21 protein-coding genes are annotated in these 26,644 nt (G+C 69.5%); 14 read left to right on the forward strand and 7 right to left on the reverse strand.

All coding sequences use genetic code 11. The features are described from left to right. Positions 1-9: 9 nt before the first annotated feature. From AC1RS9_RS09115 to AC1RS9_RS09135, 5 genes are all read left to right on the forward strand, one after another. Positions 10-1,011: an adenylate/guanylate cyclase domain-containing protein gene (locus tag AC1RS9_RS09115; RefSeq protein ID WP_006947388.1), complete on the forward strand. Its 1,002-nt coding sequence runs from the start codon at positions 10-12 to the stop codon at positions 1,009-1,011. Positions 1,012-1,212: 201 nt separating this feature from the next. Then, positions 1,213-2,040 carry a winged helix-turn-helix domain-containing protein gene (locus AC1RS9_RS09120; RefSeq protein WP_492921215.1) on the forward strand — a complete coding sequence of 276 codons (828 nt, stop codon included), beginning with the start codon at positions 1,213-1,215 and terminating at the stop codon, positions 2,038-2,040. A gap of 45 nt (positions 2,041-2,085) precedes the next feature. Beyond that, entirely contained in the window at positions 2,086-3,321 is a 1,236-nt protein-coding gene (locus AC1RS9_RS09125; protein ID WP_492921217.1) for a 5-(carboxyamino)imidazole ribonucleotide synthase, read from the forward strand. Beyond that, entirely contained in the window at positions 3,318-3,935 is a 618-nt protein-coding gene (gene purE, locus AC1RS9_RS09130) for a 5-(carboxyamino)imidazole ribonucleotide mutase (RefSeq protein WP_006943288.1), read from the forward strand. The genes AC1RS9_RS09125 and purE overlap by 4 nt, the downstream gene beginning before the upstream one ends. Positions 3,936-4,040: 105 nt before the next feature. Beyond that, complete coding sequence (locus AC1RS9_RS09135) at positions 4,041-5,210, forward strand: acyl-CoA dehydrogenase family protein (protein WP_131941352.1); 1,170 nt, start codon at positions 4,041-4,043, stop codon at positions 5,208-5,210. A gap of 151 nt (positions 5,211-5,361) precedes the next feature. Here AC1RS9_RS09135 and AC1RS9_RS09140 read toward each other — a convergent pair whose 3' ends face one another. After that, positions 5,362-5,955, reverse strand: a complete 594-nt coding sequence (locus AC1RS9_RS09140; RefSeq protein WP_492921219.1) for an NAD(P)-dependent oxidoreductase — start codon at positions 5,953-5,955, stop codon at positions 5,362-5,364. 162 nt (positions 5,956-6,117) lie between these two features. Further along, positions 6,118-7,776, reverse strand: a complete 1,659-nt coding sequence (locus AC1RS9_RS09145; RefSeq protein ID WP_492921221.1) for an LCP family protein — start codon at positions 7,774-7,776, stop codon at positions 6,118-6,120. Between the two features lie 559 nt (positions 7,777-8,335). On the opposite strand from AC1RS9_RS09145, the gene AC1RS9_RS09150 reads away from it, so the two are divergent. From AC1RS9_RS09150 to AC1RS9_RS09160, 3 genes are all read left to right on the forward strand, one after another. After that, the gene (locus AC1RS9_RS09150; protein ID WP_313489935.1) at positions 8,336-9,376 is read left to right on the forward strand and encodes a glycosyltransferase family 2 protein; all 1,041 of its coding nucleotides are present in this window, start codon (positions 8,336-8,338) and stop codon (positions 9,374-9,376) included. A gap of 110 nt (positions 9,377-9,486) precedes the next feature. Then, the gene (locus tag AC1RS9_RS09155; protein ID WP_492921224.1) at positions 9,487-10,350 is read left to right on the forward strand and encodes an ABC transporter permease; all 864 of its coding nucleotides are present in this window, start codon (positions 9,487-9,489) and stop codon (positions 10,348-10,350) included. A 1-nt stretch (position 10,351) separates the two neighbouring features. Continuing rightward, a complete protein-coding gene (locus AC1RS9_RS09160) occupies positions 10,352-11,128 on the forward strand; it encodes an ABC transporter ATP-binding protein (protein ID WP_006943597.1) in 777 nt (258 codons plus the stop codon). Between the two features lie 124 nt (positions 11,129-11,252). Here AC1RS9_RS09160 and AC1RS9_RS09165 read toward each other — a convergent pair whose 3' ends face one another. The 3 genes from AC1RS9_RS09165 to AC1RS9_RS09175 all read right to left on the reverse strand — a co-directional run bounded on the left by AC1RS9_RS09165 (position 11,253) and on the right by AC1RS9_RS09175 (position 14,725). Next, complete coding sequence (locus AC1RS9_RS09165) at positions 11,253-11,999, reverse strand: TIGR03089 family protein (protein ID WP_492921226.1); 747 nt, start codon at positions 11,997-11,999, stop codon at positions 11,253-11,255. Continuing rightward, complete coding sequence (locus AC1RS9_RS09170) at positions 11,999-13,531, reverse strand: aldo/keto reductase (protein ID WP_074040658.1); 1,533 nt, start codon at positions 13,529-13,531, stop codon at positions 11,999-12,001. The genes AC1RS9_RS09165 and AC1RS9_RS09170 overlap by 1 nt, the downstream gene beginning before the upstream one ends. Before the next feature lie 72 nt (positions 13,532-13,603). Beyond that, on the reverse strand, positions 13,604-14,725 hold the full coding sequence (locus AC1RS9_RS09175; protein ID WP_492921228.1) for a PseG/SpsG family protein: 1,122 nt from the start codon (positions 14,723-14,725) through the stop codon (positions 13,604-13,606). A 149-nt stretch (positions 14,726-14,874) separates the two neighbouring features. Between AC1RS9_RS09175 and pseB the strand changes: the two genes are divergently transcribed. Next, positions 14,875-15,864, forward strand: a complete 990-nt coding sequence (pseB, locus tag AC1RS9_RS09180; RefSeq protein ID WP_062258232.1) for a UDP-N-acetylglucosamine 4,6-dehydratase (inverting) — start codon at positions 14,875-14,877, stop codon at positions 15,862-15,864. A gap of 10 nt (positions 15,865-15,874) precedes the next feature. Then, positions 15,875-17,005, forward strand: a complete 1,131-nt coding sequence (locus tag AC1RS9_RS09185) for a DegT/DnrJ/EryC1/StrS family aminotransferase (protein ID WP_492921230.1) — start codon at positions 15,875-15,877, stop codon at positions 17,003-17,005. 92 nt (positions 17,006-17,097) lie between these two features. Here the strand turns inward: AC1RS9_RS09185 and AC1RS9_RS09190 are convergent, their stop codons facing one another. Together AC1RS9_RS09190 and AC1RS9_RS09195 are read right to left on the reverse strand one after the other, a co-directional pair. Then, positions 17,098-19,104 (reverse strand): glycosyltransferase family 2 protein, encoded by a 2,007-nt coding sequence (locus AC1RS9_RS09190; RefSeq protein WP_492921232.1) that lies wholly within the window; start codon positions 19,102-19,104, stop codon positions 17,098-17,100. 27 nt (positions 19,105-19,131) lie between these two features. After that, the gene (locus AC1RS9_RS09195) at positions 19,132-20,919 is read right to left on the reverse strand and encodes a glycosyltransferase family 2 protein (RefSeq protein WP_062258241.1); all 1,788 of its coding nucleotides are present in this window, start codon (positions 20,917-20,919) and stop codon (positions 19,132-19,134) included. Between the two features lie 154 nt (positions 20,920-21,073). Between AC1RS9_RS09195 and AC1RS9_RS09200 the strand changes: the two genes are divergently transcribed. The 4 genes from AC1RS9_RS09200 to AC1RS9_RS09215 all read left to right on the forward strand — a co-directional run bounded on the left by AC1RS9_RS09200 (position 21,074) and on the right by AC1RS9_RS09215 (position 26,625). Then, the gene (locus tag AC1RS9_RS09200) at positions 21,074-21,913 is read left to right on the forward strand and encodes a hypothetical protein (protein WP_062258244.1); all 840 of its coding nucleotides are present in this window, start codon (positions 21,074-21,076) and stop codon (positions 21,911-21,913) included. Continuing rightward, complete coding sequence (locus AC1RS9_RS09205) at positions 21,892-23,427, forward strand: hypothetical protein (RefSeq protein ID WP_492921234.1); 1,536 nt, start codon at positions 21,892-21,894, stop codon at positions 23,425-23,427. Before AC1RS9_RS09200 ends, AC1RS9_RS09205 begins: the two co-directional genes overlap by 22 nt. A gap of 106 nt (positions 23,428-23,533) precedes the next feature. Further along, positions 23,534-24,268, forward strand: coding sequence for a beta-phosphoglucomutase family hydrolase (locus AC1RS9_RS09210; protein ID WP_115297246.1), 735 nt, complete (start codon positions 23,534-23,536; stop codon positions 24,266-24,268). Continuing rightward, positions 24,265-26,625, forward strand: a complete 2,361-nt coding sequence (locus tag AC1RS9_RS09215; protein ID WP_492921236.1) for a glycoside hydrolase family 65 protein — start codon at positions 24,265-24,267, stop codon at positions 26,623-26,625. The genes AC1RS9_RS09210 and AC1RS9_RS09215 overlap by 4 nt, the downstream gene beginning before the upstream one ends. The last annotated feature ends 19 nt before the right edge of the window (positions 26,626-26,644 follow it).

Here is a 26,644-nt window from a genome sequence, read left to right on the forward strand (position 1 = left end):
CGAGACGTGATGGCTGACCCGGTGTCCCACCTCGATTCCGACGATTCGATGTTCATCGACGCGGTCGAGCGACGCCTCATGGGCGCGCCGCGCCGCTACAAGCGCCGTGACCTGTCGACGCACGCCGGGGTCGACGCCGACGACACCCGTCGCGTGTGGCGCGCTCTCGGTTTCGCCAACTCGCGTGAGGCGGACGTCGCGTTCTCCGACACCGACCTCGACGCCCTGCGCGCGGTGTCCGCGATGACGGCCGCGCACGATCTCGACGTCGACACCCTCCTCGGGCTGGCGCGTGCGCTGGGGCGCACGACCGATCGACTCGCGATGTGGCAGGTGCAACTCGTCGTCGACATGCTCGCGCAGCGTGACGGCGGCCCGCGCGGCGGCAAGCCCCTCGCCCGCGCCGCAGCGGAGGAGATGGCGAGCCTCGTCGACGACCTCGAGCCGTTGCTCCTCTACGTGTGGCGCCGCAACGTCGGCGTCGCCCTCGCGCGCCTGCTGGCAGACGCGCAGCCCGAGACGCACCTCGGTGTCGTGCGCACCGTCGGTTTCGCCGACCTCGTCTCCTTCACGCGCCTCGCGCGTCAGCTCAGTGAGAGTGATCTCGCGGCGCTCGTCACGCGGTTCGAGGCGGTCGCCTCGGACATCGTCAGCGAGCACGGGGGCGCCGTCGTCAAGACGGTCGGTGACGAGATCCTCTTCTCGCACCAGGACCCGGAGGGCGCCTCGCGCATCGCGCGTGCGCTCAAGGAGATGTCGGAGGTCGACGACCTGCTGCCGCAGATGCGCGTGGGCCTGTCGACGGGTCGCGTGCTCGCGCGTCTCGGCGACATCTACGGCACGACGGTCAACCGCGCCGCACGCCTGACGAACGCCGCCGCGGCGAGTCAGATCCTCGTCGACGAGGCAACGGCCGACGCGCTGCGTCACGACCCGGAGTCGACGCTGCGCGCGCACGAACCGTTGGAACTCGCGGGTATCGGCCTCAGCGCGGCCTGGATCCTGCTCTGACGGACCTTTCTGAAGCACTCTGCTCAGGACGAATCCTGCTGGACGGATCGGGCGTCGGACGCCTGCGGGTGAACGCCAGGTGACGATTCGGCGACAAAGCCCTGCTGTATACATTTCTGTCAAGTCGGCTGGATGGGCAACTGACAATTCGTCGGTCCGCAAGGCACCGCAGGGTATGCCGGGCTGCCTATAGTCGTGCTCATGAACGACGTCCTGGTCGCCCGCGGGGGTTTCGGCGACGACACGGCTCTCATGCGCATGAGCCACGCAGCACACCTCTCGGTCCGCACCGTGGAGGGCACGCTCGAAACCGTGACGCCCGAATCCGTCGGAACGGCGACCGCGTGCATCGTCTTCGCGGCGAACTGCCGCCGCGTCGACGGCGACGCCGACCTGGGCGGCGGCGCCACGGCCGCGCCCGACGGGGTGCGCGAGAGCGCCGCCGCCGTGCGCACCTCTTCCCGCCGGCATCCGGGTGTGGCGTTCGTCGCCGTGCTCGACGACGCGGCGCTCGTCGGGGACGTCGAACGCGCGGCCGCGACCGTCGCGCTGCTCGACGCGGGGGCCGACGACGTCATCTCGTGCGCGATCACGCCGGCGGAGCTCGAAGCGCGGGTCAGCGCCGCGGTGCGCCGGGTCAACCGGGCGCATGGCGGACCGCGGCTGGTGGCGAACGCCGTCGAGGGGAGCCCACCCCACGTGGACGCGGCGCGGCGCGAGCTCGTCGGCGCCAGCGGGCGGGCGGTGATGACCGCGAAGGAAGCCATCATCATGGGGGTGCTCGTCGGGCGGCATGACGTCGTCAGTCGCGCAGAGTTCGAGGCGGCGCTGTGGACGGGCCAGTGGCGTGGCACACCCAAGGCGGTCGACATGCACATCGCCAAGCTGCGCCCCAAGCTGCGGGTCGCGACGGGCGGGCAGTGGCAGATCGAGACGGTGCGCGGCGCGGGCTTCGTCCTGACGCGGCGCGAGGGCGAGGCCCTCGTGTCGGTGGGGGTGGGCCTCGCCCACCCGGCGACGCCCGCCTGACGGCCGCGCCACGCGCGTGATGAATCCGCCGGATAATCTTGGCGCGTGAACCAACCCCAGCCCCATGCGCGCAACGCCGCCAAGCCGGACGCTGCGACGCCCGACACCCAGCCCGCCCGCGAGGCGCGCCGCGCGCCGGGCGGATTTCCCGTCGTCGGCATCATCGGCGGCGGCCAGCTCGCCCGCATGTGTGCCGCCCCCGCGGCCGAGCTCGCGCTGACGCTGTCCGTCTTCGCCGAATCAAACGACGCCGCAGCGGCGCTCGTCGTCCCGCATGCGCCTGTCGGTGACTACCGCGACGCCGAGCAGGTGCGCGAGTGGGCACGCGGATGCGATGTCGTGACGTTCGATCACGAGCACGTGCCCGCCGGCGTCCTCGCCGCCCTCGAGGCCGACGGCGTCGCGCTGCACCCGCGCCCGAGTGCGCTGCGCTTCGCCCAGGACAAGCTCGCGATGCGTCAGCGCCTCAGCGACCTCGACGTGCCGTGCCCCGCCTGGGCTCCCGTTTCCACGAGCGACGAGTTGAGCGCGTTCGGCGAACAGCACGGCTGGCCGCTCGTGCTCAAGACCCCGACGGGCGGGTACGACGGCAAGGGCGTCATGCTCGTGCGCACCCCCGACGACGCGGACGCCTGGTTCGCGCAGGCTGACGGCGCGCCGCTGCTCGCGGAGGAGGCCGTCGCGTTCGAGCGGGAGATCGCCGTCATGATCGCGCGCAGCCCGAGCGGCCAGGTCGCCGTGTGGCCCGTCGTCGAGACCGTTCAGGTCGACGGCATCTGCACCGAGGTCCTCGCCCCCGCCCCGGACCTGAGCGACGACGCTGCCGAACGCATCACCTCCGCCGCCATCACGATCGCGCGCGAACTCGACGTCACGGGCGTCATGGCCGTCGAGCTGTTCGACCTCGGCGGCGGCGAGTTCGTCGTCAACGAGCTCGCGATGCGCCCGCACAACTCGGGACACTGGTCGATGGACGGCTCCGTCACCGGTCAGTTCGAGCAGCACCTACGTGCCGTCCTCGACCTGCCCCTCGGCGACACGCGCGCGCGGGCACCGTGGACGATCATGGGCAACGTGCTCGGCGGCGAGTACGAGGAGTTGTACCCCACCTACAGGCACCTCATGGCGCGTGATCCCGGCCTCAAGATCCACCTCTACGGCAAGGGTGTGCGCCCCGGCCGCAAGATCGGGCACGTCAACGTCTTCGGCGACGACCTCGTCGGCCTGCGCGCACGAGCCCGCCACGCCTGTGACTACCTCCAAGGAACGGTGACCAAATGAGCGACGCGACCACCCCCGACGTGACGACGAACGCTGCGGGTTCGGCGACCCCGGCTACGAGCTCGACGAACCCCACGAGCGCGACGCAGCCGGCGAAGGCGCCCGTCGTCGGGCTCGTCATGGGCAGCAACTCGGACTGGCCGACGATGTCCGCGGCCGCCGACGTCCTCGACGAGTTCGGCATCGGGTACGAGGCCGACGTCGTCTCGGCGCACCGCATGGCGCACGAGATGGTCGAGTACGGCACCCGCGCCGCGGAGCGCGGCCTGCGCGTCATCATCGCCGGCGCCGGGGGAGCGGCGCACCTGCCGGGCATGCTCGCGTCGGTCACGACGCTGCCCGTCATCGGGGTGCCCGTGCCGCTGAAACACCTCGACGGCATGGACTCGCTGCTGTCGATCGTCCAGATGCCCGCCGGCGTGCCCGTCGCGACGGTCTCGGTCGGTGGTGCGCGCAACGCGGGCCTGCTCGCGGCGCGCATCCTCGGCGTCGGTGACTCGGACGAGGCGTGTCGCATCGCCGCCCAGATGATGCAGTTCCAGGCGAGCCTGCGCGACGAGGCCCACGCCAAGGGCGAGGCGCTGCGCCGCGAGGTCGCCGAACGTCAGGCCTGAGTACCCCGATGTTGCCCGGGCCTGGCGGCGCCGACGCCCCGAAACCCGGGCAACATCGACGGAGAGGGGCTGCCGCCGCGACGTACTGGCGGGTAGCATGCCGGTATGGCTGCTAACCCTGACTTCGACCTCTACAAGATCTCCGAGGAGCACGAGGCGCTCCGCGAGGCCATCCGCCCCGTCTGCGAGAACAAGATCGCGCCGCACGCGGCCGACGTCGACGACAAGTCGCGCTTCCCGCAGGAGGCCCTCGACGCCCTGATTGAGGCCGGCATGCAGGCGCCGCACGTCGACGAGCAGTACGGCGGCATGGGCATCGACGCCCTCGGCACGTGCATCGTCATCGAGGAGGTGGCCCGCGTCTGCGCGAGCTCCTCGCTCATCCCGGCCGTCAACAAGCTCGGCTCCATGCCCGTCATCCTCGGCGGCGGCGAGGAGATCAAGGCGAAGTACCTACCGAAGCTCGCCTCCGGTGAGGCGATGTTCTCCTACGGTCTGTCCGAGCGCGAGGCCGGTTCCGACACCGCGTCGATGAAGACGAAGGCCAAGCGCGACGGCGACCACTACGTCCTCAACGGCCAGAAGTCGTGGATCACGAACGCCGGCGAATCCGAGTTCTACACCGTCCTCGCCGTCACCGACCCCAACGGTGAGCGCGGGCGCAACATCTCCGCGTTCGTCGTCGAGAAGAGCGATGAGGGCTTCAGCTTCGGTGAGCCCGAGCGCAAGCTCGGCATCAAGGGTTCGCCGACGCGTGAGCTGCACTTCGACAACTGCCGCATCCCCGCCGACCGCATCGTCGGCGCCGAGGGCGAGGGCCTCAAGATCGCGCTGCGCACCCTTGACCACACGCGTGTGACGATCGGTGCGCAGGCCGTCGGCATCGCGCAGGGCGCGCTCGACTACGCCGTCGGCTACGTCAAGGAGCGTCAGCAGTTCGGCAAGGCCATCGCCGAGTTCCAGGCCATCCAGTTCATGCTCGCCGACATGGCGATGAAGGTCGAGACGGCCCGTCAGATGGTCTACGTCGCGGCCGCGAAGTCGGAGCGTCAGGACGCCGACCTGTCGTTCTTCGGCGCCGCCGCGAAGTGCTTCGCCTCCGACGTCGCGATGGAGGTGACGACCGACGCCGTCCAGCTGCTCGGCGGCGCCGGCTACGTCAAGGACTTCCCCGTCGAGCGCATGATGCGCGACGCGAAGATCACGCAGATCTACGAAGGCACCAACCAGATCCAGCGTCTCGTCATGGGCCGCGCGGTGCTCAAGGGCTACTGAACCCAGCCCTGACGACGAGTGCGGGCCGCAGCTGACCTCAGCTGCGGCCCGCACTCGTCCTCCGTGCCTCGCGCGCTACGACGACGCACCGATATTCGTCCTCACGGGGCGACCCGGTGTCCTGCCGGCCGCGTCACGGAGACGAGTGGCGTCAGTTGGAGACGACGAACCGCTTGTTCGAATGCCGGGGGTTCTCGAGCTCGTCGATGATCGCGACGGCCAGATCCTGGCTCGAGACGCTCACGCCGATCATGTGGTCGTCGGACGTCTCATAGTGGCCTGTGCGCTCGCCGGGGGCGAGGACGGGAGCGGGGGAGACAATCGTCCAGGTCGGTTCGGGCGAACCGTCCCGGAACATCGCGAGGGCCGTGCTCGCGGCCTCCGCCTCGGGACGGAAGTCGGCGGGGAAATCCTCGCCCTCCAGCAGCGGACGGCCGTTCGCGTCGAGCGAGCTACCGGCGCCGCCGACCATGAACAGGCGGGCCTCGAGCGGGGTCGCCGCAAGACGCTCGTGCGCCGCGAGCCACGCCTCGGCGCTCGTCGAGCGTGCGGGCGGCACCGAGACGACGACGGCGTCGACGTCCTTCGCGAGGCGGACGACGGCGTCCGTGTCCTCGATCGAGGCGACGACGTCACCCGCACCGGGCCGCGTCGACACGCTGACGATCTCGTGGCCCCGCGAGCGACCCTCACTGACGATGGCCGAGCCGAGCATGCCCGCGGCGTCGAACACTGCGATCTTCATGGTGATCTCCTTCGTGGGGATGAATGACAGCACCAACCACCAGTCGGGATGGATTGTTCCCCGCCGGCCGACGACGCGCCTCGTCGTCCCACCGCTCTCAGGGCGACACCGACAGACGAGGGTGGCCCCACCCCGAGCGGGGTGAGGCCACCGTCACGAGGTTCAGTTCGCCGTCGTCTTCTTGACGAAGGAGGAGGTGTCGCCGTTCTCCTTGATGGCCTTGAACAGCTCGGCCGAACGCGTCGCGTCCCATTCGACGGCCTCGCCGGCGGGGGTGGGCAGCGCCGCGTTGCCGATGGGCACGACGACAGAGTTGCCGCCGTCTCCGGAGAACTTCTTGAGGTTCCACATCGTCCGCAGGCCCTGCATCATCGACATGCCCTTGTCGACCGTGAGCCCCTGCGCGCCCGATTCGCCGAGGCCCTTGAGCCTCCACGGCACGAGCAGGTTGGAGGGCGAGCTGATCTCCTTCATGAGCGCCGCGAGGAACTGACGCTGACGCTTGGCGCGCCCGAGGTCGCCCTCCGGGTCGGAATAACGGGCTCGCACGTACCCCAGGGCCGTCGGCCCGTCCATCTGCTGGCACCCCTTCTTGAGGTTGATGTGGGCCTTGGGGTCGTCCATGTCGCGGGCGACACAGATGTTGACACCGCCGACGGCGTCGACGACGGAGGCGAACCCGCCGAAACCGATCTCCATGTAGTTGTCGATGTGGATGCCGGTGTTCGTCTCGATCGTCTTGACGAGCAGCTGCGGGCCGCCGATCGAGAACGACGCGTTGATCTTGTTCTTCGCGTGCCCCGGAATGGAGACGTAGCTGTCGCGCGGGATCGACATGAGGGTCGGCTTGTCGCCGCCCGTGTGCAGGATCATGATCGAGTCGGTGCGCTGGCCCTCCGCGTCACCCGTGCCGAGCTTCTTCTTCTGCTCGGTCGTGAGGCCACTGCGCCCGTCTGATCCGACGATGAGCGTATTGTGGCCCGCGCCCGAATCGGCGAGGTGCTCCGAGGGGATCGCGTCGACCTTCTGCACCTTGCCCCACGCGGACATGCCGGCCCAGACGAGGCCGCCGACCCACAGCAGGAGCAGCACGAGCACCCCTGCGACGATCTTCTTGCCGCGCCCGAACCGGCCGCGTGGACGAGGCGGTTCCTCGCCCGAGTCGCCCGGCCCGCCGGGGCCACCCTGTGCGCCGGGGCCGCCCTGTCCGACGGGGCCGCTGGCTTCGGCGGGTCCGTGAGGGCCGCCAGGACGGAGGTCGCGGTGGGGGCCGCGCTGGGCGTCGATGTCACGGACATTGGGCCCCACGCCGGCGGCGCGAGCGTGCCCGGACGCGGCGGCGCCCGCGGCCCCGGCCGCCGCAGCACCTCCGATGACGCGACGTCGTCCGCCCTGGCGGGGGGCACCCTCCTGCGGCATGGCGCGCGTGGAGTCGCGGCCCGGGGCATCTTCCTGCGGCATGGCACGGGTCGAGTCGCGGTCCGGGGCGTCGGGTGAGGTGCGGCGGCGCTCGTCGGCGGAGGCCGCCGAACCTGCGGCTGCAGCACCTGCGCCCGCCGAACCCGCGGCTGCAGCACCTGCGCCCGCCGAACCTGCGGCTGCAGCACCTGCGCCCGCCGAACCCGCGGCTGCAGCACCTGCGCCCGCCGCGGCAGCGCCCCCGGGCCGCCTCGGAAGACGCCCCGCCGGGCGGCCGTCACCGGTGCGGGCGTCGCCGTCACGGCGCTCGCCGATGCGAGCCTCGGTAGGGCGGGCGTTCGAGGCGCGGGGATCGCTCCCACGGCCTGCGGGGCCCGCGTTGTCGCGCCGCGCGCCGCGCACGGGGATCGCCTGGGCTCCTGCGACGTCCTGGTTTCGGGGCGTGCCGCCGGGCGTCGGGCGTCTCTGCGGCGGACGCTGCTCCTGTGGGTGGGGACGTCGGGCGCCGGCGTCACGGGGTGCGGCCGGCCCACGGTCGACATCGGGCGCGCGACGGGGTGCGTCGGGCCGCCGCTGAGGTTGTTCGGCCCCGCGGCGGGGACCTTCGTCGTCGCGCGGTGCGTCACCCGCGCGTGGTGTGTCGGCGCGCTGCGGCATCGCGCGTCGATTGCCCTTCGAACGGCGCGTGTCGACGACGAACGCGTCGTGCTCGTGAGGGCCGCCATGCCCGTCGGGGCGGGGGCGGGGCTGACGAGGTTCACGGGGATCATTCGGCTGCGGCACCCCTCGAGGTTAGACAACGGCGCTGTGTTTTTCGGGGCAGCGCCACGCGGGGCGAGCAGGTCGGGGCCCCGCCGCCCGTGCCCGGGCCCCCGGTAGGCTGACGAACGCATCCGCGCCGCCGCGGGCCCAGGACGGGGCCGCCGACGGCGCACCGAGCTCGATCAGGAGACGTCGTTCCGTGTCAGATGAGCATTCGCACGCCGCACAACCGGCCGGAGCCGACGACGGGGAACGTCGCGGCATCTCCGTCTTCATGCCGATCCTCGACGAGGAGAAGCACCTCGCCGAGTCGGTGCGCGCCATCCTCGCGCAGGAATACGACGGCCCACTCGAGGTCGTCCTCGCCATCGGGCCGTGCCACGACCGAACGTGGGACGTCGCGCGCGAGCTCGCAGACGCCGACGATCGCATCACCCTGGTCGAGAACCCCACGGGCCGCACGCCGGACGGCCTCAACGCCGCGCTCGCTGCGACGCGCCACGACATCCTCGTACGCGTCGACGGCCACGGCATCCTCTCGCCGGGCTACCTGCGCACGGTCGAGCGGCTGCTCGCCGAGACGGGCGCCGCGAACGTCGGCGGCATCATGGACGCCGAGGGAACGACCGACTTCGAGCAGGCCGTCGAATGCGCGATGAAGTCGAAGATCGGCGTCGGGGGCGTGAAGTTCAAGCAAGGCGGTGACGCCGGCGCGGTCGAGACCGTCTACCTCGGCAACTTCGCGCGCGAGTGGATCGAGCGCGTCGGGATGTATGACCCGCGCTACACGCGGGCACAGGACTGGGAGATGAACTACCGCATCCGCCGCGCGGGCGGCACCGTCTGGTTCACCCCCGAACTGCGCGTCACCTATCGTCCGCGGGCGAGCTTCAAGGCGCTCGCCAAGCAGTACTTCGAGTACGGCATGTGGCGTCGCGTCGTCGCGCGTCAGCACAAGGGGTCGATCAACCTGCGCTATCTCGCGCCGCCCGTCGCGGTCGTCGGTGTCGTCGGGGGTGCTGCGCTCGGCGCGTTCTGGCGCCCGGCGCTCGCAGCGCCGCTCGGGTACGCGGCCCTCGTCACCGCCGGAGGCGTGCACGCGGCGCGCGGGCGCGACGCGGCCGTCGTCGTCCGCATGCCGGCCGTGCTCGCGACGATGCACCTGGCCTGGGGCCTGGGCTTCCTCACCTCCCGCGTCGAGCTCGAACCCGCCGAACCGGGGCAGGCCCCGCGAGCCTGAGCGAACTCCCAGCGCGTGCTCGGTAGGCTGAGATGCCTGCGTCGTGGCACCGCCAGGTGCCGCTGCCCTCGAGCCGGTGGGCGAACCAGCTGGTCAGCATGAAGGAAGACATGAACTCATCGAACCGCTTGGCGCGGATCTGGGACCATCGAGCGACGCTCGACACCCTCGTCCGACGTGACCTTCGCGTGCGTTATTCGCGCTCGGCGTTGGGTTACCTCTGGACCCTGATCGACCCCCTCGCCATGGCGCTGGTCTACTCGTTCGTCTTCGGCGTCATCTGGGCGAGCAACCCCTCACCGGGTGAGCCGATGGCTCAGCGGTTCAAGAACACCGACGGTGTGCCGATCGTGCTCTTCATCGTCGCTGGCATGCTCGCCTGGAACTGGTTCAACAACGTCATCAACGAGAGCGCGCGAGCGCTCTACGCGGAGCGGTTGCTCGTCCGCTCGACGAACCTTCCGCGCGAGTTGTGGGTGGCGCGCGTCGTCATCTCCAAGGGCATCGAGCACCTGCTGTCGCTGCCGATCCTCATCGGCTTCATGCTCTTCTACTGGGCCAAGGGGGAGGTGCAGGTCAGTTGGGAGCTGGTGTACTGGCTCCCGGCGCTGCTCATCGAGTTCATCCTGCTCATGGGGATGGGCCTCGTCATCGCTCCGGTCGCGGCGCTCGTCGACGACTTCATCCGGATCGTGCGCATCATCCTGCGCGTGCTGTTCTACCTGACACCCATCATCTACTCGATCCATCTGCTCGCCGAGAAGGCCTCGCAGCACGGGTTCGGCTGGGCGATGACCCTCATGCAGATCAACCCGCTCACCGGCATCATCGACATGTACCGGGCGGGCTTCGTCAGCGAGCACGGCCCCGACTGGCACAGCTGGATCTTCGCCTTCGTCCTCTCGCTCGGGTGGCTCGCCTTCGGCTCGTGGGTGTTCCGCAAGCTCGAGCCCGCGATCCTCAAGGAGATCTGAGATGCCCGTCGAATGGCAGACCCCCGAGGGCAAGCCGGTCATCGAGGTCGACGACCTGGGCGTCGAGTTCCTCAAGGGCCGCAAGCGCAACCTGTCGCTGCGCGAGATCATCTACAAGCGCAAGACCTCCTACGACAAGGAGACGTTCTGGGCGCTGCGCAACGTCTCGTTCGACGTCGGCCGTGGGGAGGCCGTCGGTCTCGTCGGGGCCAACGGTGGCGGCAAGTCGACGTTGCTCAAGATGATCGCCGGCACCTTGCTTCCCGACGAGGGCTCAGCGCGCATCCACGAGGGCGTCGCCCCGATGATCGAACTCACCGGTGGCTTCATCGGCGAGTTGTCGGCTCGCGAGAACATCTACCTCATGGCCGGCCTGCACGGCATGAAGAAGGAGACGGTCGACGAGCGATTCGACGACATCGTCAAGTTCGCCGGGCCGCAGGTGCAGCGGGGGCTCGACCTGCCGTTCCGCCACTTCAGCTCCGGCATGCAGGTGCGGCTAGGCTTCTCCGTCATCACGCAGCTCGACGAGCCCATCCTCCTCGTCGACGAGGTGCTCGCCGTCGGCGACCGTGCCTTCCGCGAGCAGTGCTACGAGCGGATGGAAGGGCTTCTCGCCGAGGGACGCACGCTGTTCCTCGTCAGCCACTCCGAAGGTGACCTCACGCGCTTCTGCACGCGCGGCATCTACCTGCAGGGCGGCACCCTCGTCGGCGACGGGCCGATGAAGGAGATCATCGACCGTTACAACAAGGATCTCGACGCCGGCGTCAGCTGACCTACCTGCGATTCCCGTCCCCATCGGCGATCTTCCTCCACATTCGCGAATCGCGTCCACCTTCGCGATTTCCGTGCACCTCGGCGAAGTTCGTCCACCTTTGTGCACGCCTGGCGACGACGCCTCATCGAGGCTGCGCAGACTCCTGCTCCAGCAGGCGCGCCAGGTCAGCGGCCTCCATGTCGCCTCGCACGAGCACGACGCTGCCGCCGCCCGCCAGGACGCCGGCGAGAAGCTCCGGCGACGGCGAGGCCAGGAAGTGCCGGCCGGCGTCGGTGAGTGGCGTCGTGAGGTCGGCGTACGACGTTTGACGCTCGTCGCCGGCGCCCGTCACCACGGTCAGCGCGGCGGCCGTCGACGCCGGGACGTCGAACGGGGTGAACACGTCGCCGAAGGTGCTGAGCTCCTGCGCCTCATCGATCGCATCGGTTGGCAGGGGAGCGGACGATCGACGCGCCAGCATCGCGAGCGTGACGACGACGATGTCGCTGTCGACCTCGTCCGCAGGGTTCGAGGTGACGAGCACGTCGGCCTCCCGCACGATGGGGGCAGACGGCAGGGCGCCATCGTCGTCGTCGGCATCGACGAAGACGGCCTGCGCTCCGAGCGACCACACGGCGAGGCACCAGTAGGCCGTGCGCCAGTGAGCAGCGGGCAGGTGCACGATGACGCTCGAGGACGCGTCGACGTCGAGCTCCTCGCTCAAGAGGTTGGCGGCCTTGCTCACCCAGTTCGTCAGCACCTTGGCCGACAACTCGATGCGTTCACCCTGCGTGGGGCCGGGCGTGCGTTCGTAGAACGTCACCCGTGGTGCCGTCTGATCCGTCGCGACGAGGTGTTCGAGCACCTGCCACGGGGTGCGGGTCGTCATCAGGACACCACCGCGTCGAGGCGTTCCTCGACGGCGTCGCGCTCGTCGGCCGTCAGCGGGGCGTTGAGGCAGTAGGCGAGGTCGTCGATCATCTGCTGGTTGCTGCGGGTGCCGATCGCGAGGGAGTCGACGAACTGGTGCGACAAGCTGTAGGCGACGCACAGGTCGGCGACGTTGGCGCGTCCCAGTTCGTGTGCAAGAAGCACGAGCTGACGGTTGAGTTCGCTCGGGTCGAACACGGTGCCGCCGGCGAACGTCGCGTGCGTCGTGACGACGACGTCGCGCCCTCCGAGCAGCTCTCCCGCCGCGCGCAGTTGCCGGTCGGCGACACCGAGCGGGAACTGCACGTAGCCGAGCCCGGTGAGGTCGAGGGCGCGTTCGAGTTCTTCGAGCGATTCGACGTTGACGCCGATGCGGCCGACCTCGCCGCTGTCCTGGTAGTCGCGCAGGCGGTGCCAGCCGGCGCCGTCGGCGTCGTGCGCCTCGTCGACGTTCGCCATGAGCACGGCGGACGCCCGTCGCCGGCCGAGTTCGGCGAAGGAGCGTTCGAGCTGGGCCTCGATGACGGCGGCCGCGAGTCGCGGGTCGTTCGTGCGCATCTCGCGCAGGCGGGAGATGAAGTGCAGCCGCTGTGTCAGCTGCGGCTCGCCGCACTTGTGGAGGATCTCCTCGGCGTTGTGGTCGCCTCGACCGACCTCGACGTGGTTGACGCCGCGGTTTACGGCCGTCGCGAGCATCGCGCGGATCTCCGCGGCCGACGGCGCGTTGGGGCCGGCGAACGCCTGGCCGCCGAGGATCATGACGGACTGATCGAGTTCGCTGTCGTCGCGGCGCGGCACGCTGGGACCGGCGGTGAAGGCGGGCCCGCCGATCTCTGCGATGAGGTCCGTCCATGGGACGGCGACGGGGTCGGCCTTGTCGGCGAACAGGCGGCACACCCGGTCGTAGTCGGAGAGGACATCGACGGTGCAACGGAAGCGCTCGGGGTCGCCGGGGTTCGCGGCCGGGACGAAGTCGAGCGTCTTGACGTTGCGGCGCAACCACGGGGTCACGTGCTCGCGGTCATACGGGTCGCTCGTCGATGCGGCGGCGCGCCGCAGATCGCGTACGCGGAAGACCTCGCATCCGAGCCCCTCGGGCATGTGTGAGACGTCGTTGCGGCCGTATTCGTAACCGCCCGCATCCATGGCCTCGACGAGTTCGTCGATGAGGCTCGAGTCGCCGACGGGGTTGTCGCCGGTCAGGCGGACGACGCGGTCGTCGTCGTCCATGTCCTTCGTCGCCTCGACGAAGCGGCCGAGCACGTCGTCGAGTGAGCCACGCATCGCCGGGATGTCGACGCGGGCGAGGTGGTCGAAGATGCGGGTGTCGTACTGCTCCTCACTCGTGGCGACGACGACCTCGTGGCCATCACGCGAGGCCCGGCGCGCGACGAGCTCGATCAGCGGCATCCCGCCGATCGTCATGAGCGCCTTGCCGGGCAGCCGGCTCGAGTTCAGGCGGGATTGGATGACGACGCGGGTGCGGGTCACGGTGAGCCTCCGGAGCTGCTGGGACGGTGCTGTTCGAAACAGTGCCGATTCGACGAGGGTGCGTTCGCCAGCCTAGCGAGCCAGGCTGACAAGAGCCTCCGCCACGCGGGCGCGACCCCGACCGTCGAGCAACTCCTGAGCCCGTGCGGCCCGCTCGACGCGCACGTCGCGGTCGGTGAACGCCTCGCGCAGCGCGCTCACGGCCGCGGCGCGCGCGTCGACGTCGCGTCGCAGCATCTCGAGGTCGCCGAGCCCGAGCGCCAGATCTGCATCGGCCACCATGTCGTAACCCGGGCGCTGGTTGTCGATGACGCAGACGACGCCGAGCGGGACACCGAGGCACATGAGTTCCCACACGGACGACCCGCTCGCGGTCACGACGAGGTCGCAGGCCGCGGCGCGCGCGGCGAGGTCGCTCACCGGTCCGCTCGCTCGCAGTTCGACACCGGGGGGTGCATCCGCGGCGAGGGGGGCGACCCACGTCGGGTCAGGCGTGACGACGGTGATGTCGGCGGCCAGGCCGCTGCATGCCTGCAGTACGAGAGGTGTGACGACGGGTGCCGCGCCGCACGGGTCGGTGCCGCCGAACACCTCGAGCACGCGCAGAGGGCGCTGCTCCTCGTCGGCGACGTCGTCGACGGCGACGTCACCGACGGGGCGGCGCAGCGCGAGCACGTCGTCACGAAAGAGTGTGTAGTCCGCCCCTGCGAGGGCGAGCTGTCCCGCGCCGACGGCACGAGGCGTCGCACCGGGATTCTGGTCGACGTAGAGGTCGGCGTCTTGATCAGCCGAGAACGGCCCGTCCACCATCGCCATGACGACGACGCCGGCTCGCCGCAGCCACACGCCCCAGCGCGGACCCAGGTCGTAGCGATCCAGTACGCACCACCGCGCGTCGAGATCGAGCACGAGCGTGACGAGGTCGTCGGGGTCGGTGGGGCAGGGGTGCGCGAGAACGCCGGCCTCGGCGTAGGCCGACGCCACCCATGCCACATCGAGATCGCCCGCGAGGTGCACCTCGATGCCTCGTCCGCGCAACTCCTGGGCGAGCGCAAGCAATCGCATCGCGTGCCCGACGCCGATGGTCGGTGTGGCATCGGCGCGCAGCACGACGCGACGGGTGGGGGAGGAAGGCGTCGTCGCGGCGGGCTCGCCGGGCCACGCAGCGGGAGACGGGGCACGAGAAGCGTCCATGCGTCGATGCTCTCACCCCGCCTGCACGGGCGGGGGTGCCTACGGGCCGGGTGCTAGCCTTGACCTGATATCGAGCAGAACGGTGAGGCGCCACGTCGCGTGGCGTTTGCTCCGGCGTCACCGACGTACGACATGATTTGGGAGCCCGCGTGAGCATTCTTGACGGTTCGTCCATCCTGGTCACCGGTGGTACCGGTTCCTTCGGCAAGGCCTTCATCACGAAGCTGCTCGCCGAGCACAACCCCAAGCGCGTCGTCATCTACTCGCGTGACGAGTTGAAGCAGTGGGAGTGCCGCGCGCTGTTCAAGGACGACCCGCGCCTGCGCTGGTTCATCGGTGACATCCGTGACCTCGACCGCCTCAAGCGCGCCATGCACGGCGTCGACTACGTCGTGCACGCCGCGGCGCTCAAGCAGGTCGACACGGCCGAGTACAACCCGTACGAGTTCGTCAAGACGAACGTCATCGGTTCGCAGAACGTCATCGAGGCGTGCATCGACGCGGGCGTCAAGAAGGTCGTCGCACTGTCGACCGACAAGGCCTCGAGCCCGATCAACCTCTACGGCGCGACGAAGCTGACGGCCGACAAGCTGTTCATCCTCGGCAACCACTACGCCGCCGCCTACCCGACGCGCTTCGCCGTCGTGCGCTACGGCAACGTCATGGGCTCGCGTGGTTCGATCATCCCGAAGTTCAAGGCGATGCACGAGGCCGGCGAGTCGCTGCCGATCACCGATCTGCGCTGCACCCGCTTCTTCATCACCCTCGACGACGCCGTGCAGATGGTGCTCGACACGTTCGACCTCATGCAGGGCGGCGAGCTGCTCGTGCCGCGCATCCCGTCGATGAAGGTCACCGACCTCGCGCAGGCCATCGCGCCCGGCGCGCAGATGCACGACGTCGGCCTGCGCCCCGGCGAGAAGCTGCACGAGGAGATGATCTCCCCGGAGGAGGGCCGCCGCGCGGTGATCGTCAAGGACGGCAAGTACTTCGTCCTGCAGCCCGACTTCGCGACGTGGGGCTACGAGCCGCCGAAGGACGGCAAGCCCGTCGAGGACGGCTTCCACTACTCCTCGGGCGACAACGACCAGTGGTACACGATCGAGCAGCTGCAGCAGATGCTCGCCTCGGGCATCTGAGGGCGCGCGGATGCTGCCCTACGGCCGTCAGTCCATCAACGACGCCGACATCGCCGTCGTGCAGGAGGTGCTGTCGGGTGACTGGCTGACCACCGGCCCGTACGTCGAGACGTTCGAGAAGCAGATCGGCGAACTGGCCGGCCTCGCAGAACCGGCGGTCTCCGTCACCTCCGGCACGGCTGCGCTGCACGTCGCGTACGCCGCGGCCGAGGTCGGCCCGGGCGATGAGGTCATCACGACCCCGCTGACGTTCCTCGCAACGGCGACGACGGCGGCGCTGCTGGGCGCCAAGATCGTCTTCGCCGACATCAGCGAGGACACGGGCAACCTCGACCCCGAGGCCGCCGCCGCCGAGGTCACCGCCTCGACGAAGGTGATCGCGGGCGTCGACTACGGCGGCCACCCCATCGACGCCCCCGCGCTGTCGAAGGTCGCGAAGGATGCGGGCGCGTACCTGCTCGAGGACGCGGCGCACTCCGTCGGCGGCTCCCTGAACGGTGTGCCGGTCGGTTCCCTCGCGGACATCACGACGTTCTCCTTCTTCCCGACGAAGAACCTCACGACGGGTGAGGGCGGCGCCGTCGTCGCGAAGGACGCCGACGTCCTCGAGCGCGCGCGCCGGTTCAAGGGCATCGGCATGGTGCGCGAGGCCGACCAGCTGCGTCATCCCGACGAGGGCGCGTGGTGGTACGAGATGCCCGAACTGGGCCTCAACTACCGGCTCAACGACCTGCAGGCCGCGCTCGGCTCGAGCCAGCTGACGCGACTGGAGCAGTTCAAGACGCGCCGTCAGGAGCTGACGGACCGCTACAACGAGGGCCTCGCGGGCATCGAGCAGCTGACGTTGCCCGGCCACCGCGCGGGCGCAGAACCTGTCTGGCACCTCTATCCGCTGCGCATCACCGACGGCCGACGCCGCGAGCTGTTCGACCATCTGCGTGCGCAGGGCATCGGTGTGCAGGTCAACTACATCCCGGTCTACTGGCAGCCGTACTTCGCCGATCTCGGCTACAAGCGCGGCATGTGCCCGAGGGCCGAGGCCTACTACGAGCAGGAGATCAGTCTGCCGATGTTTCCCGACCTCGCCAACTCGGACGTCGATCGGGTCATCGAGATCATTCGGACGTTCTGCGGGGCGTGAGCTCACCGCTTTTCGAGCGGAGCACGAACGGGCGAAGGGCCTACCGAACCAGCGTTCGGTGGGCCCTTCGTCATGCCGCGGCGACGGGAGGCCTACAACGCTTCGGCCATCTCGGCGTCCTCGCCCGTGCCCTCTGCTTCCTCCATCGGCGTCAGCCCCTCGACGTGTTCGCCCACCGGCTCCTGACGCACGACGAGCATGCCGTACCACCCGCGTCCGATCGTGAGGCGACGATCGCCCACGACGGTCGTGACGGGGTCACCGGCCAGGTAGGTGTACTCGTCGTAGTACCGCTTGAACTCGCTGAGGTCGGTCTTGTTCTCGTTGACCTCGTTGAAGCGCCAGAGGGGCTCCATGCGGCGCTCGAGCACCTGGACCACGGTGCGTTCGGCCACACCGGTGACGAGGTTGTCGGCCGGGTCGCCGTCGAGCAGTGCGGCGACGGGAATCTCGGCGTCGCCGTCGGCCAGCCGGAACTCGATGAGCGGGCTCGGCGCCGGTCGGCGCACCTCGAGCGGGCGCTCCAGGTTGCCGACGGCCGGGATGACGCGCGCGACGCCACCGTCCAGTTCGACGCGCTCGATGACGGTGGGATGCGTGAGGCGCTGCAGCCCGAACCACCAGCCAATACCGCGCGGTTGCACCCACGTGCCGTCACTGATCTGACGGATGCCGGGGCACGCGTCGGTCGAGAAGCGCACCTGGCCGCGCCACAGCAGCCCCGTGAGACGCAGCTCGACCCACAGGATCGCCATCTTCCACTCGTCGCCGAGCTGACGCAGGACGCGCGAGTCGATGGTGAATGTGAGGTCGAGGCCCTTCGTCGTCTTCGTGACGGCGACGGGAACATCGGCGACGATGTCGAGGCCCCACTTCAACTGCGCGATGACGTCCGCGCGGTGCGCGAACTGCGGGCGCAGCGTCGTCGACGCCGTGACGGTGAGCACCTGCTCGTCCCAGGTCGCGGACGTCGCGGACGTCTTCAGCTTGCGGGCCTTGAACGGACTCTGCGGCTTACGCCGGCTGACGACGGCGCCGAGGGCGGTCGGGATCACCTGCGGGCGGGGATGACGCGCGAGTTTCTTGCCGAACGTCTTCGTGTCGCCCGACAAGCGCCACGTCGCGAGGTTGGCCACCATCGGCAGATCCCCGGCGAGCAGGCTCTCGTGGACCAGGCGGGCGAGGCGCGTCGTCTCGTACCCGATGCCCGGCTGCAGGCGGTGCGCCAGCTCGAGCGCCATCTTCTCCAGGTCGGGGCGATCCTCGGCGGGCACGCTGACCATCGACTCGGACAGTGCGACGAGGTCGATGTGGATGAAGTACGCGTGGACGCGTTCGCGCACCTCCTTCGAGGCGTCGTGGTCGTCGAGGACGTCGAGCACCATCATGGCCGAGAGGAAACGGTCGAGCGCGTTGTCGGCGCGGGCGGCCTGCTGGGTGATCGAGTCACCGGATTCGCGGTCCCGCCAGAAGTAAACGTGGTCGCTGAAGACATCGACGGCGGGGGCCTCGAGATAGGCGCGCAGCGTCACCATGTAGTCCTCGTACCGGATGGCCGGGAACTCGTAGCCACCCGCGTCCCAGAACGAGCGACGGTAGACCTTGTTCCAGATCATGCGGTCGCGCATGAGCACGGGCGTCTCGTCGATCGTCGTGGCGATCTTCGTCTTGCCGAACGGCTGACGGTGCGTCCACGACTGGTAGACGCCCTTAGCCGAGGAGAAGCGGTAGGCGTTGCCTGCGGCAAACGACGACCCGGTCTCCTCGAGGGAATCGACCATGAGGGTGTAGGCGCGCGGCGCGACGAGGTCGTCGCTGTCAACGAACGTCAGGTATTTGCCCTGCGCGTGAGCGGTTCCCGTGTTGCGTGCCGGGCCGAGGCCCTGGTTCTCCTGACGCACGAGACGGAAGCGCGGATCCATGTCGACGTAGCGCTGAGCCACCTCGATCGAGCCGTCCTTGCTGCCGTCGTCGACCATGACGACCTCGATGTCGTCGAGCAGCTGGGTGCGAATGGACTCGAGGCAGTAACCGATGTACGCCTCGACGTTGTAGAACGGGACGACCACCGAGAGCAGGGGGGTGGTGAAGGTGTCCAAGATGATCTCCGGTTTCGGTTCGAGCACTCAGGCCGGGCGGTGGACGAGGAAGGCGCTCGCGTCGTCGGCGCGACGCACCTCGACGTCACGACCTGCGATCGGCGCGCGCACCCCGTCGCACGCGAGCAGCAGCGGCATCGTCGTGACGCCGTCGGTGACGCTGAGGCGGCGGGAGGCGACGTTCGTCACCGGGTTGTCCGCAGGATCGGCCGCGACGAGTTCCGCGAGCGGCACGTTCGCCACGCCGTCGATGATCGGGTAGGTGCGCTGCGTCGTCGGCCACGGCTGTTCGACGACGAGCTCGCCCTGCTGGCGGTTCACGTGGACGTGGAGGGTCTCGCCGTCGAGGACGAGGTCGGTGACGAGATCGGCGTCGCGCTTGCGTTCGATGCCGTAGCGCCCACCGCGGTTGAGGCCCTGCAGACGGTAGCCCGCGCGGTGGAAGCCCCCCAGCAGGTCGCTCGGGGCGACGACGTGACCCTCGAAGTGCACCGGGCCCGCCTCGACCGCGAGCGTGACCGGATTGAACCCGCCGTGCCGCGCCACGGTGAGGGGCTCGATCTCGAGGTCGCAGATGAGGCCCTCGGAGGTGATTGCCGTGATGACCTTCATCTCCTTCTCACCGATCTTCGCGGTGACCGTCGCGCGACGCTTGAGGCGCTCGTCGAGCTTGATGCGGATGCGGTGGGTGATGAGTTCGTCGCCAAAGTCGGCCTCGACCAGCGTGGCGGTGCGCGGGCGGGGGGAGCTCACCTGCTCGGCCATCGTGGTCGCGCGCCTGACGAGCGCCTTGGGGGCGCGCCTGGCGCGATCCAGCGTGGAACGCTGCGGCGACGACGCCTGGCGCGCCGTCGCGAGAGAACGAAGCAGTTCGATGTCGTTCTCGCGAGCCGCGCGGTAGGCCTTCTGCAGGTCGGGTGCGGCCAGGACGATGCGTGCCGGGTCGATGCGCTGGGCGAGCTCGTGCGCGAGGGCTTCGATGGTGGGCTGGTCGTCGGCGTGACCGCTCGTCATCGAACCCATGACCTCGCGCAGGTCGACGTCGACGAGGTGGGAGTGGACGAGTTCGCGCAGCTCGGGCGAGCCGGAGGCGTCGACGGTGTCGAGCACCATGATCGCGGCGCGCACTCGGTCCTGGACGTTGTCGAGGGCCTTGCCCTGACCGGAGATCGACTGGCCGACGGGGCGTTCGCGCCACACGTACACGGGGTCGCTCAGCGTGTCGACGGCCGTCGCCTCGAGGTGGGCGCGCATGGAGACCGGGAAGTCCTCGAACTTCATCTCGGGCCAGGCGTAGCCGCCCTCCTCCCAGAACGAGCGGCGCCACATCTTGTTCCACGCCATGCGGTCACGCATGAGCAGCGGCACCTCGCGGATCGAGGTGCGCATGCGTCGCTGCGCGAAGGGCTCGCTGTGGGCCCAGGAGGGCTCGACCGGGCGCGTCAGGGGCAGACGCCACACGTGGGCCGCCGCGAAGTCCGAGCCGGATGCCTCCAAGGAGGTGACGAACTGTTCGAACGCTCGCGGCGCCAGCAGGTCGTCACTGTCGAGGAAGATGAGGTAGTCGCCGTGCGAGTGCGCCGTCCCCGTGTTTCGCGCTGCGCCGAGCCCCTGGTTCTCCTGGGTGACGATGCGGAGACGCTCGTCCCGGCTCGCCCAGCGCTCGGCGACGGCGCGTGAGCCGTCGGGGGAGCCGTCGTCGACGAGGATGCACTCGAAGTTCGGATAGGTCTGGGCTGTGATGCTGGCAAGGCAGCCGTCGAGGAACTCCTCGACGTTGTAGAACGGGACGATCGCGCTGACCAGCGGACCCATCCGACCTCCTCGGATCGATGCGAGACGTACTGGATCCAGAGTCTAGTCGAGCGTTCCGCCCGGATTCTGGGGCCGGGTGTGACGGCGCCGGGCCGGCACCTGCCGGCTGGTATCCTTCGGACGTTCGTTACCCCTAGGTGCGGGAGGTCCTCGCGTGGATCACACCAATCACTGGTATGGGCACGCGCACATCCTGGCCGAGTACTGCGGCCTCGATCCTGCGTCCCCGCCCCCCATCCGCGGGGTGATCCAGCATGGCTGGAACTTCGCGCACGGCCTCGGGTACGGCCACGTCAACGACCACAGTTTCACCAAGCTGGTGTGGAACGACCGCAACCGACGCCGCGGTCAGGTCATCGGCTGGCGCGACTTTGCCGTCATCGGTGCGCCGTACCTCTACCTCATGGATTTGAAGAAGGACGAGCCGGCGCCCGAGCGCGAGGGCACCATCTTCTATCCCTTCCACGGCACCAACGACTACGAGTCGGTCATGGGCAGCCACGACAAGCTCATCGAGCAGGTCAAGGCCGTCGAGGACGGCCCCGTCACCGCCTGTCTCTACTACGTCGAGTACGACGACCCGGAGATCCGCAAGCACTACGAGGACTCCGGTTTTCGCGTCATCACCCACGGCCGGCGCGGCAACCAGTGGAAGGGGACCGACCGCTTCTTCCTCTTCCGTCAGCTCGAGGAGCAAAAGAAACACAAGCGTGTCATCTCCAATCGACTGACGACGGCCGTCTTCTACGGTGCCGCCGCCGGGTGCGAGCCTGCCGTGTACGGAGACCCGATGGAATTCGTCGGCGTGAAGGCCGGCTTCAACGGCGCGGGGTTGCTCGAGGCCCTCTACCCGGAGATGTTCGGCGAGCACCTCGACATCGAGCACGCCCTCGAGACGTCACGGGCCGAGCTCGGCACCGACCACCTCATGTCCCCGGATGAACTCCGCTACACCCTCGGATGGGATGAACCATGGCTCGAATCGTCGAACTGAAGCAGCACGACAACGTCCTGCTCGGCCGGGGCGTCATGCAGAACTGGGTCGACCTCGACGTCGACGGCCCGTCGTGGCGACCCCTCGTCGGCGACCTCGTGCCGCAGGCGCGCGGCCGCGTGCTCGTCGTCGGGCCGATGGAACTGGGCCTGCTCGAGCGCATCGCCGGTGAGGCCGACGCGCTGAGCGTCGTCGTGCGGGCCGCGCAGGATGCGGGCACCATCGCCACGCGTCTGCCACAAGCTGAGATCTTCGCCGGGGACTTCACGCAGGTCATCGCGGCCGGCGAGACGTACGACACCATCCTCATGCTCGACGACTTCTCCCGCGTCCTGTCCGCCGAGGCACCCGAGCGCACCTGGCACGAGATGGCGACGTCGCTGCTCAACCTCGCAGCACCCGGCGCCGGCGTCATGATCGCGCTCGAGAACGAGCGGGGCCTGCATCGCACGTCCGGGCAGATCGACACGTACGCCGCGAACTTCGACCGCGACTGGACGCCGTTCCGCACCTGGGACGCGACGCGCCCGCGCACGCTCGCGCAGCTGCAGCGCTGGATCGACTCGACCGGGCGCCCTGCGGCCGCTTGGGGTCTGTACCCGTCCTGGGTGCGGGTCGACGCTCTCACTCAGGTCACCTCGTCGACGCCCGCGATTCGCGACGCCGCGGCGGCCTACGCGCTGCGGGGCTACGCCTCGCCGCTGCCGGTGCGCTCCGCCGCTCTCGCCGGCGTCATGGACGAGGTCGCCGCGGGCTGGATCATCGCGTTCGACGTCGTGTCCGAACCCGCCGTGCGTACCGCGACCGAGAACGGCAAGGTGCGCGTCTGGGACGCCTCGGGCGAGGCCCTTCGCGACGCGGACGGCACCGAACGTCGCCTGCCGCCGGCGGGCCGCACGATGCTCATGGAGCTCATCGAGATGGCGGCGGACTCCGACACGCCCTCGATGCGGGCGATGCTGACGCAGTGGTACGCGGCCCTGCTCGCCGTGGCCGAGGACGGGCAGGTGCCCGCGTCGCACGCGGACGCGCGGCTGCGCAACGTCTATCTCGACGGCGAGGACGTCGTCTTCCTCGAACCGGCCGCCGCGCCGGCTCCGCTCGAGGACGTCGTGTGGCGCGCGCTGAGCGACTACCTGTCGACCCTGCAGGTTCACGGCCTCAAGCACCCCTGGCCGACCGCGATGAACCGCATGACGCGTCTTGCCGCCCTCGGCGCAATGGCGGGCGCCCCGCGACCCGACGACCTCGCGAAGTGGGTGACGACGGTGCGTGACGAGGGTCAGACCCGCGAAGAACTGCTCGCCGTCGTCAAGCGTCAGCAGGACGAGCTGAAGAGCGTCTGGGCGCGCTGGAAGTGGGACGAGAAGGACTACGCCGCGTTCGTCGCGAAGTCCAACGTCAAGAAGACGGTGCGCTACGCCAAGCGGCACGGCAAGGACCTGCCGAAGGTCGCGAGCAAGCGGATCGTTACAACGGCTAAGAAGACGGTCAAGAAGGGCCTGTCCCGCTGAACATCCGATGAATCCCCGGTGCCGGCGAGGGCGAAGCCCTGGCCGGCACCCGCGTTTGCCGACACACTGGGGCGGTCCAGCGTTCGTCACCAGGGAAGATGTCGCCATGCTCGGGATGCCCGAATCCATCACCACGTGTCTCTTCGACCTCGACGGGGTGCTCACCGACACCGCGAGTGTGCACCGCGCCGCCTGGAAGACGACCTTCGACGCCTACCTCGCCGAACACCATCCCGACCAGACGCCGTTCGATGCCGAGCGCGACTACCTCGACCACGTCGACGGCAAGCCCCGCGAGGCCGGGGTGCGCGACTTCCTCGCCTCGCGTGGCCTCACCCTTCCTGACGGCTCCCGCTGCGACGCTCCGGGCACGCAGACGGTGTGGGGCATCGGCAACCTCAAGAACGAGGCCGTCATCGAGACGATCCGCCGCGACGGCGTCACGGTCTACGACGGCTCGCGGCGCTACCTCGAGGCGGCGCGAGAAGCGGGGCTGCACCGCATCGTCGTCAGTTCGAGTGCCAACACCGCCACCGTGCTCGACGTCACCGGGCTCGCCGAGTTCATCGAGGGGCGCATCGACGGCGTGACCCTCGCCGAGCAGCACATCGCGGGCAAGCCGGCTCCCGATTCGTTCCTCGCGGGCGCGAAGCTCGCAGGAGCCCGCCCGAATCAGGCCGCCGTGTTCGAGGACGCCCTGTCCGGTGTCGAGGCCGGCCGAGCCGGGTCGTTCGGGTACGTCATCGGGGTCGACCGCGTCGGCCAGGGTGACGCACTGCTCGCCCACGGCGCCGACGTCGTCGTCACGGACCTGGGCGAACTTGTCGAGGACGCGCGATGACGCGCGGGGCGCGCCTGCTCGTCGAACCGTGGCAGGTACGCGAGATGGGCCTGCGCGAGGACGACCTCGCCGAGTCCGAGAGCCTGTTCGCGCTGTCGAACGGGCACATCGGCGTGCGCGGCAACCTCGAGGAGGGAGACCCGGCCGGGTTGCCCGGCACCTACCTCAACTCGTTCTTCGAAGAACGACCGTTGCCGTACGCGGAGGCCGGCTACGGCTACCCGGAGGTGGGGCAGACGATCGTCAACGTCACCGACGGCAAGATCATCCGTCTGCTCGTCGACGACGAACCCTTCGACCTGCGGTATGGCACGATCATCTCCCACGAGCGCACCCTCGACCTGCGCGCGGGCGTGCTGCGCCGTGAGGTCGTGTGGCGCTCGCCCACGAACCGCACCGTCAAGGTCACCTCGACCCGCCTCGTGAGCTTCACCCAGCGGGCCGTCCTCGCGATCGACTACACCGTCGAAGCCGTCGACGCACCCGTGCGCATCGTCATCCAGAGCGAGCTCGTCGCGAACGAGGAACTGCCCCAGACGTCGAAAGATCCGCGCGTCGCGGCGGCCCTGCACGACGTGCTCGTGCCCGAGTGCCACAGCAGCAACGGTGCCCGCTCACTGCTCATGCACGCCACGCGCACAAGCGGGCTGCGCATGGCGGTCGCATGCGACCACGTCCTGCACGGAGAGGCCAGCCTGCACACGTACGCCGAACCGGATTGGTCGCGCACGACGATCGGCACGAGCCTTGCGCCCGGTCAGCGTCTCGGCGTGACGAAGTTCGTCGCCTACGGCTGGTCGTCGCGCCGCAGTTGGGCGTCACTGCGCGATCAGGTCGACGGCTCGCTCTCGACCGCCCTGCACACCGGCTGGGAGACCCTCGTCGACGAGCAGCGCACGTACCTGGAAGAGTTCTGGCGCGGCGCCGACGTCGAGATCGACGGTGACCCGGCGGTACAGCAGGCCGTCCGGTTCGGGCTGTGGCACGTCCTGCAGGCCGGGGCCCGCGCCGAGGGGCGCGCGATACCCGCGAAGGGCCTGACGGGGCCCGGGTACGACGGTCACTCTTTCTGGGACACCGAGGCCTTCGTCCTGCCGGTGCTCAGCGCGACGGCGCCCGAGGCGGCCCGTGACGCGCTCATGTGGCGCCGCGACTGCCTCGACCTGGCGCGTGAGCGTGCGACGACGCTCAAGCTCGAGGGCGCGGCGTTCCCGTGGCGCACGATCCGCGGCCAGGAGTGCTCGGGATACTGGCCGGCGGGCACGGCCGCGATGCACATCAACGCCGACATCGCCCTCGCCGCGATGCGTCACGCCTGGTGGTCGGCGGACACGACGTTCGAACGGGAGATCGCGTTGCCGCTGCTCGTCGAGACGGCACGTCTGTGGATGTCGCTCGGCTATCACGGTGACGACGGGTGCTTCCACATCAGCGGAGTGACCGGGCCTGACGAGTACAGCGCCATCGTCCACGACAACACGTACACGAACCTGGCGGCGGCTCGTAACCTGCGCTACGCGGCGGACGTCGCCGAACGCCATGAGGACGCGGCCGAAGCCCTCGGCGTCGTCGACGACGACCTCGCACGCTGGCGTGACGCGGCGGAGCGGATGGCGGTGCACCACGACGCTGAGCGCGGGGTCCACCAGCAGTTCGCCGGGTCGACGGATCGAGAAGTGTGGGATTTTGCCGACAGCGCCGAGTCCGACGCCTACCCGCTGCTCATGAACTACACGTACTTCGATCTGTACCGCAAGCAGGTCATCAAGCAGGCCGACCTCGTCCTCGCACTGCACTGGATGGGGGACAGCTTCTCGAAGGAGGAGAAGGCGCGCGCGTTCGACCACGACGAGCGCCTGACCGTGCGCGACTCGTCGCTGTCGGCGTGCACACAGTCCGTCGTCGCGGCAGAGGTGGGGCATCTCGACCTCGCCTACGCCTACCTGCTCGAGGCCTCGCTCATGGATCTGCGCGACCTCGAGCACAACACGCGCGACGGTGTGCACGTCGCCTCCCTCGCCGGCGGATGGCTCGCCCTCGTGTGCGGTTTCGGTGGCATGCGCGACCACGACGGTGTGCTGAGCTTCGACCCGGCGCTACCGCAGGCCATCCGCTCGCTGCGGTTCGCGGTGCGCTGGCGCGGGTGGCAGGTGCACGTCGCGATCACCCGCGACCATGTCACCTACACGCTGGAGGACGACGTCGATGGGCGCGACGGGCACGTCGACCTCGTCCACGCGGGGGAGACGTTAACGCTCACGACGACGGAACCCGTCAGCCGACCGTCGCAGGAGCGCATCCCCCTGACCCCGACGCCCCAGCAGCCCGCCGGCCGAGAACCCATCACCTCGGGGTGAATCGGCGCGTGCCGCGGTG

The organism is Dermacoccus sp. MPR-E5, from assembly GCF_058809565.1.

Excerpts from the sequence above, each read along its gene's own strand:
- AC1RS9_RS09155 (WP_492921224.1), top strand. The coding sequence starts at position 9,487 with ATGAACTCATCGAACCGCTTGGCGCGGATCTGGGACCATCGAGCGACG.
- AC1RS9_RS09115 (WP_006947388.1), top strand. The coding sequence starts at position 10 with ATGGCTGACCCGGTGTCCCACCTCGATTCCGACGATTCGATGTTCATC.
- AC1RS9_RS09135 (WP_131941352.1), top strand. The coding sequence starts at position 4,041 with ATGGCTGCTAACCCTGACTTCGACCTCTACAAGATCTCCGAGGAGCAC.
- AC1RS9_RS09215 (WP_492921236.1), top strand. The coding sequence starts at position 24,265 with ATGACGCGCGGGGCGCGCCTGCTCGTCGAACCGTGGCAGGTACGCGAG.
- AC1RS9_RS09185 (WP_492921230.1), top strand. The coding sequence starts at position 15,875 with ATGCTGCCCTACGGCCGTCAGTCCATCAACGACGCCGACATCGCCGTC.
- purE (WP_006943288.1), top strand. The coding sequence starts at position 3,318 with ATGAGCGACGCGACCACCCCCGACGTGACGACGAACGCTGCGGGTTCG.
- AC1RS9_RS09210 (WP_115297246.1), top strand. The coding sequence starts at position 23,534 with ATGCTCGGGATGCCCGAATCCATCACCACGTGTCTCTTCGACCTCGAC.
- AC1RS9_RS09195 (WP_062258241.1), bottom strand. The coding sequence starts at position 20,919 with ATGGGTCCGCTGGTCAGCGCGATCGTCCCGTTCTACAACGTCGAGGAG.
- AC1RS9_RS09160 (WP_006943597.1), top strand. The coding sequence starts at position 10,352 with ATGCCCGTCGAATGGCAGACCCCCGAGGGCAAGCCGGTCATCGAGGTC.
- AC1RS9_RS09165 (WP_492921226.1), bottom strand. The coding sequence starts at position 11,999 with ATGACGACCCGCACCCCGTGGCAGGTGCTCGAACACCTCGTCGCGACG.
- AC1RS9_RS09140 (WP_492921219.1), bottom strand. The coding sequence starts at position 5,955 with ATGAAGATCGCAGTGTTCGACGCCGCGGGCATGCTCGGCTCGGCCATC.
- AC1RS9_RS09175 (WP_492921228.1), bottom strand. The coding sequence starts at position 14,725 with ATGGACGCTTCTCGTGCCCCGTCTCCCGCTGCGTGGCCCGGCGAGCCC.
- AC1RS9_RS09120 (WP_492921215.1), top strand. The coding sequence starts at position 1,213 with ATGAACGACGTCCTGGTCGCCCGCGGGGGTTTCGGCGACGACACGGCT.
- AC1RS9_RS09205 (WP_492921234.1), top strand. The coding sequence starts at position 21,892 with ATGGCTCGAATCGTCGAACTGAAGCAGCACGACAACGTCCTGCTCGGC.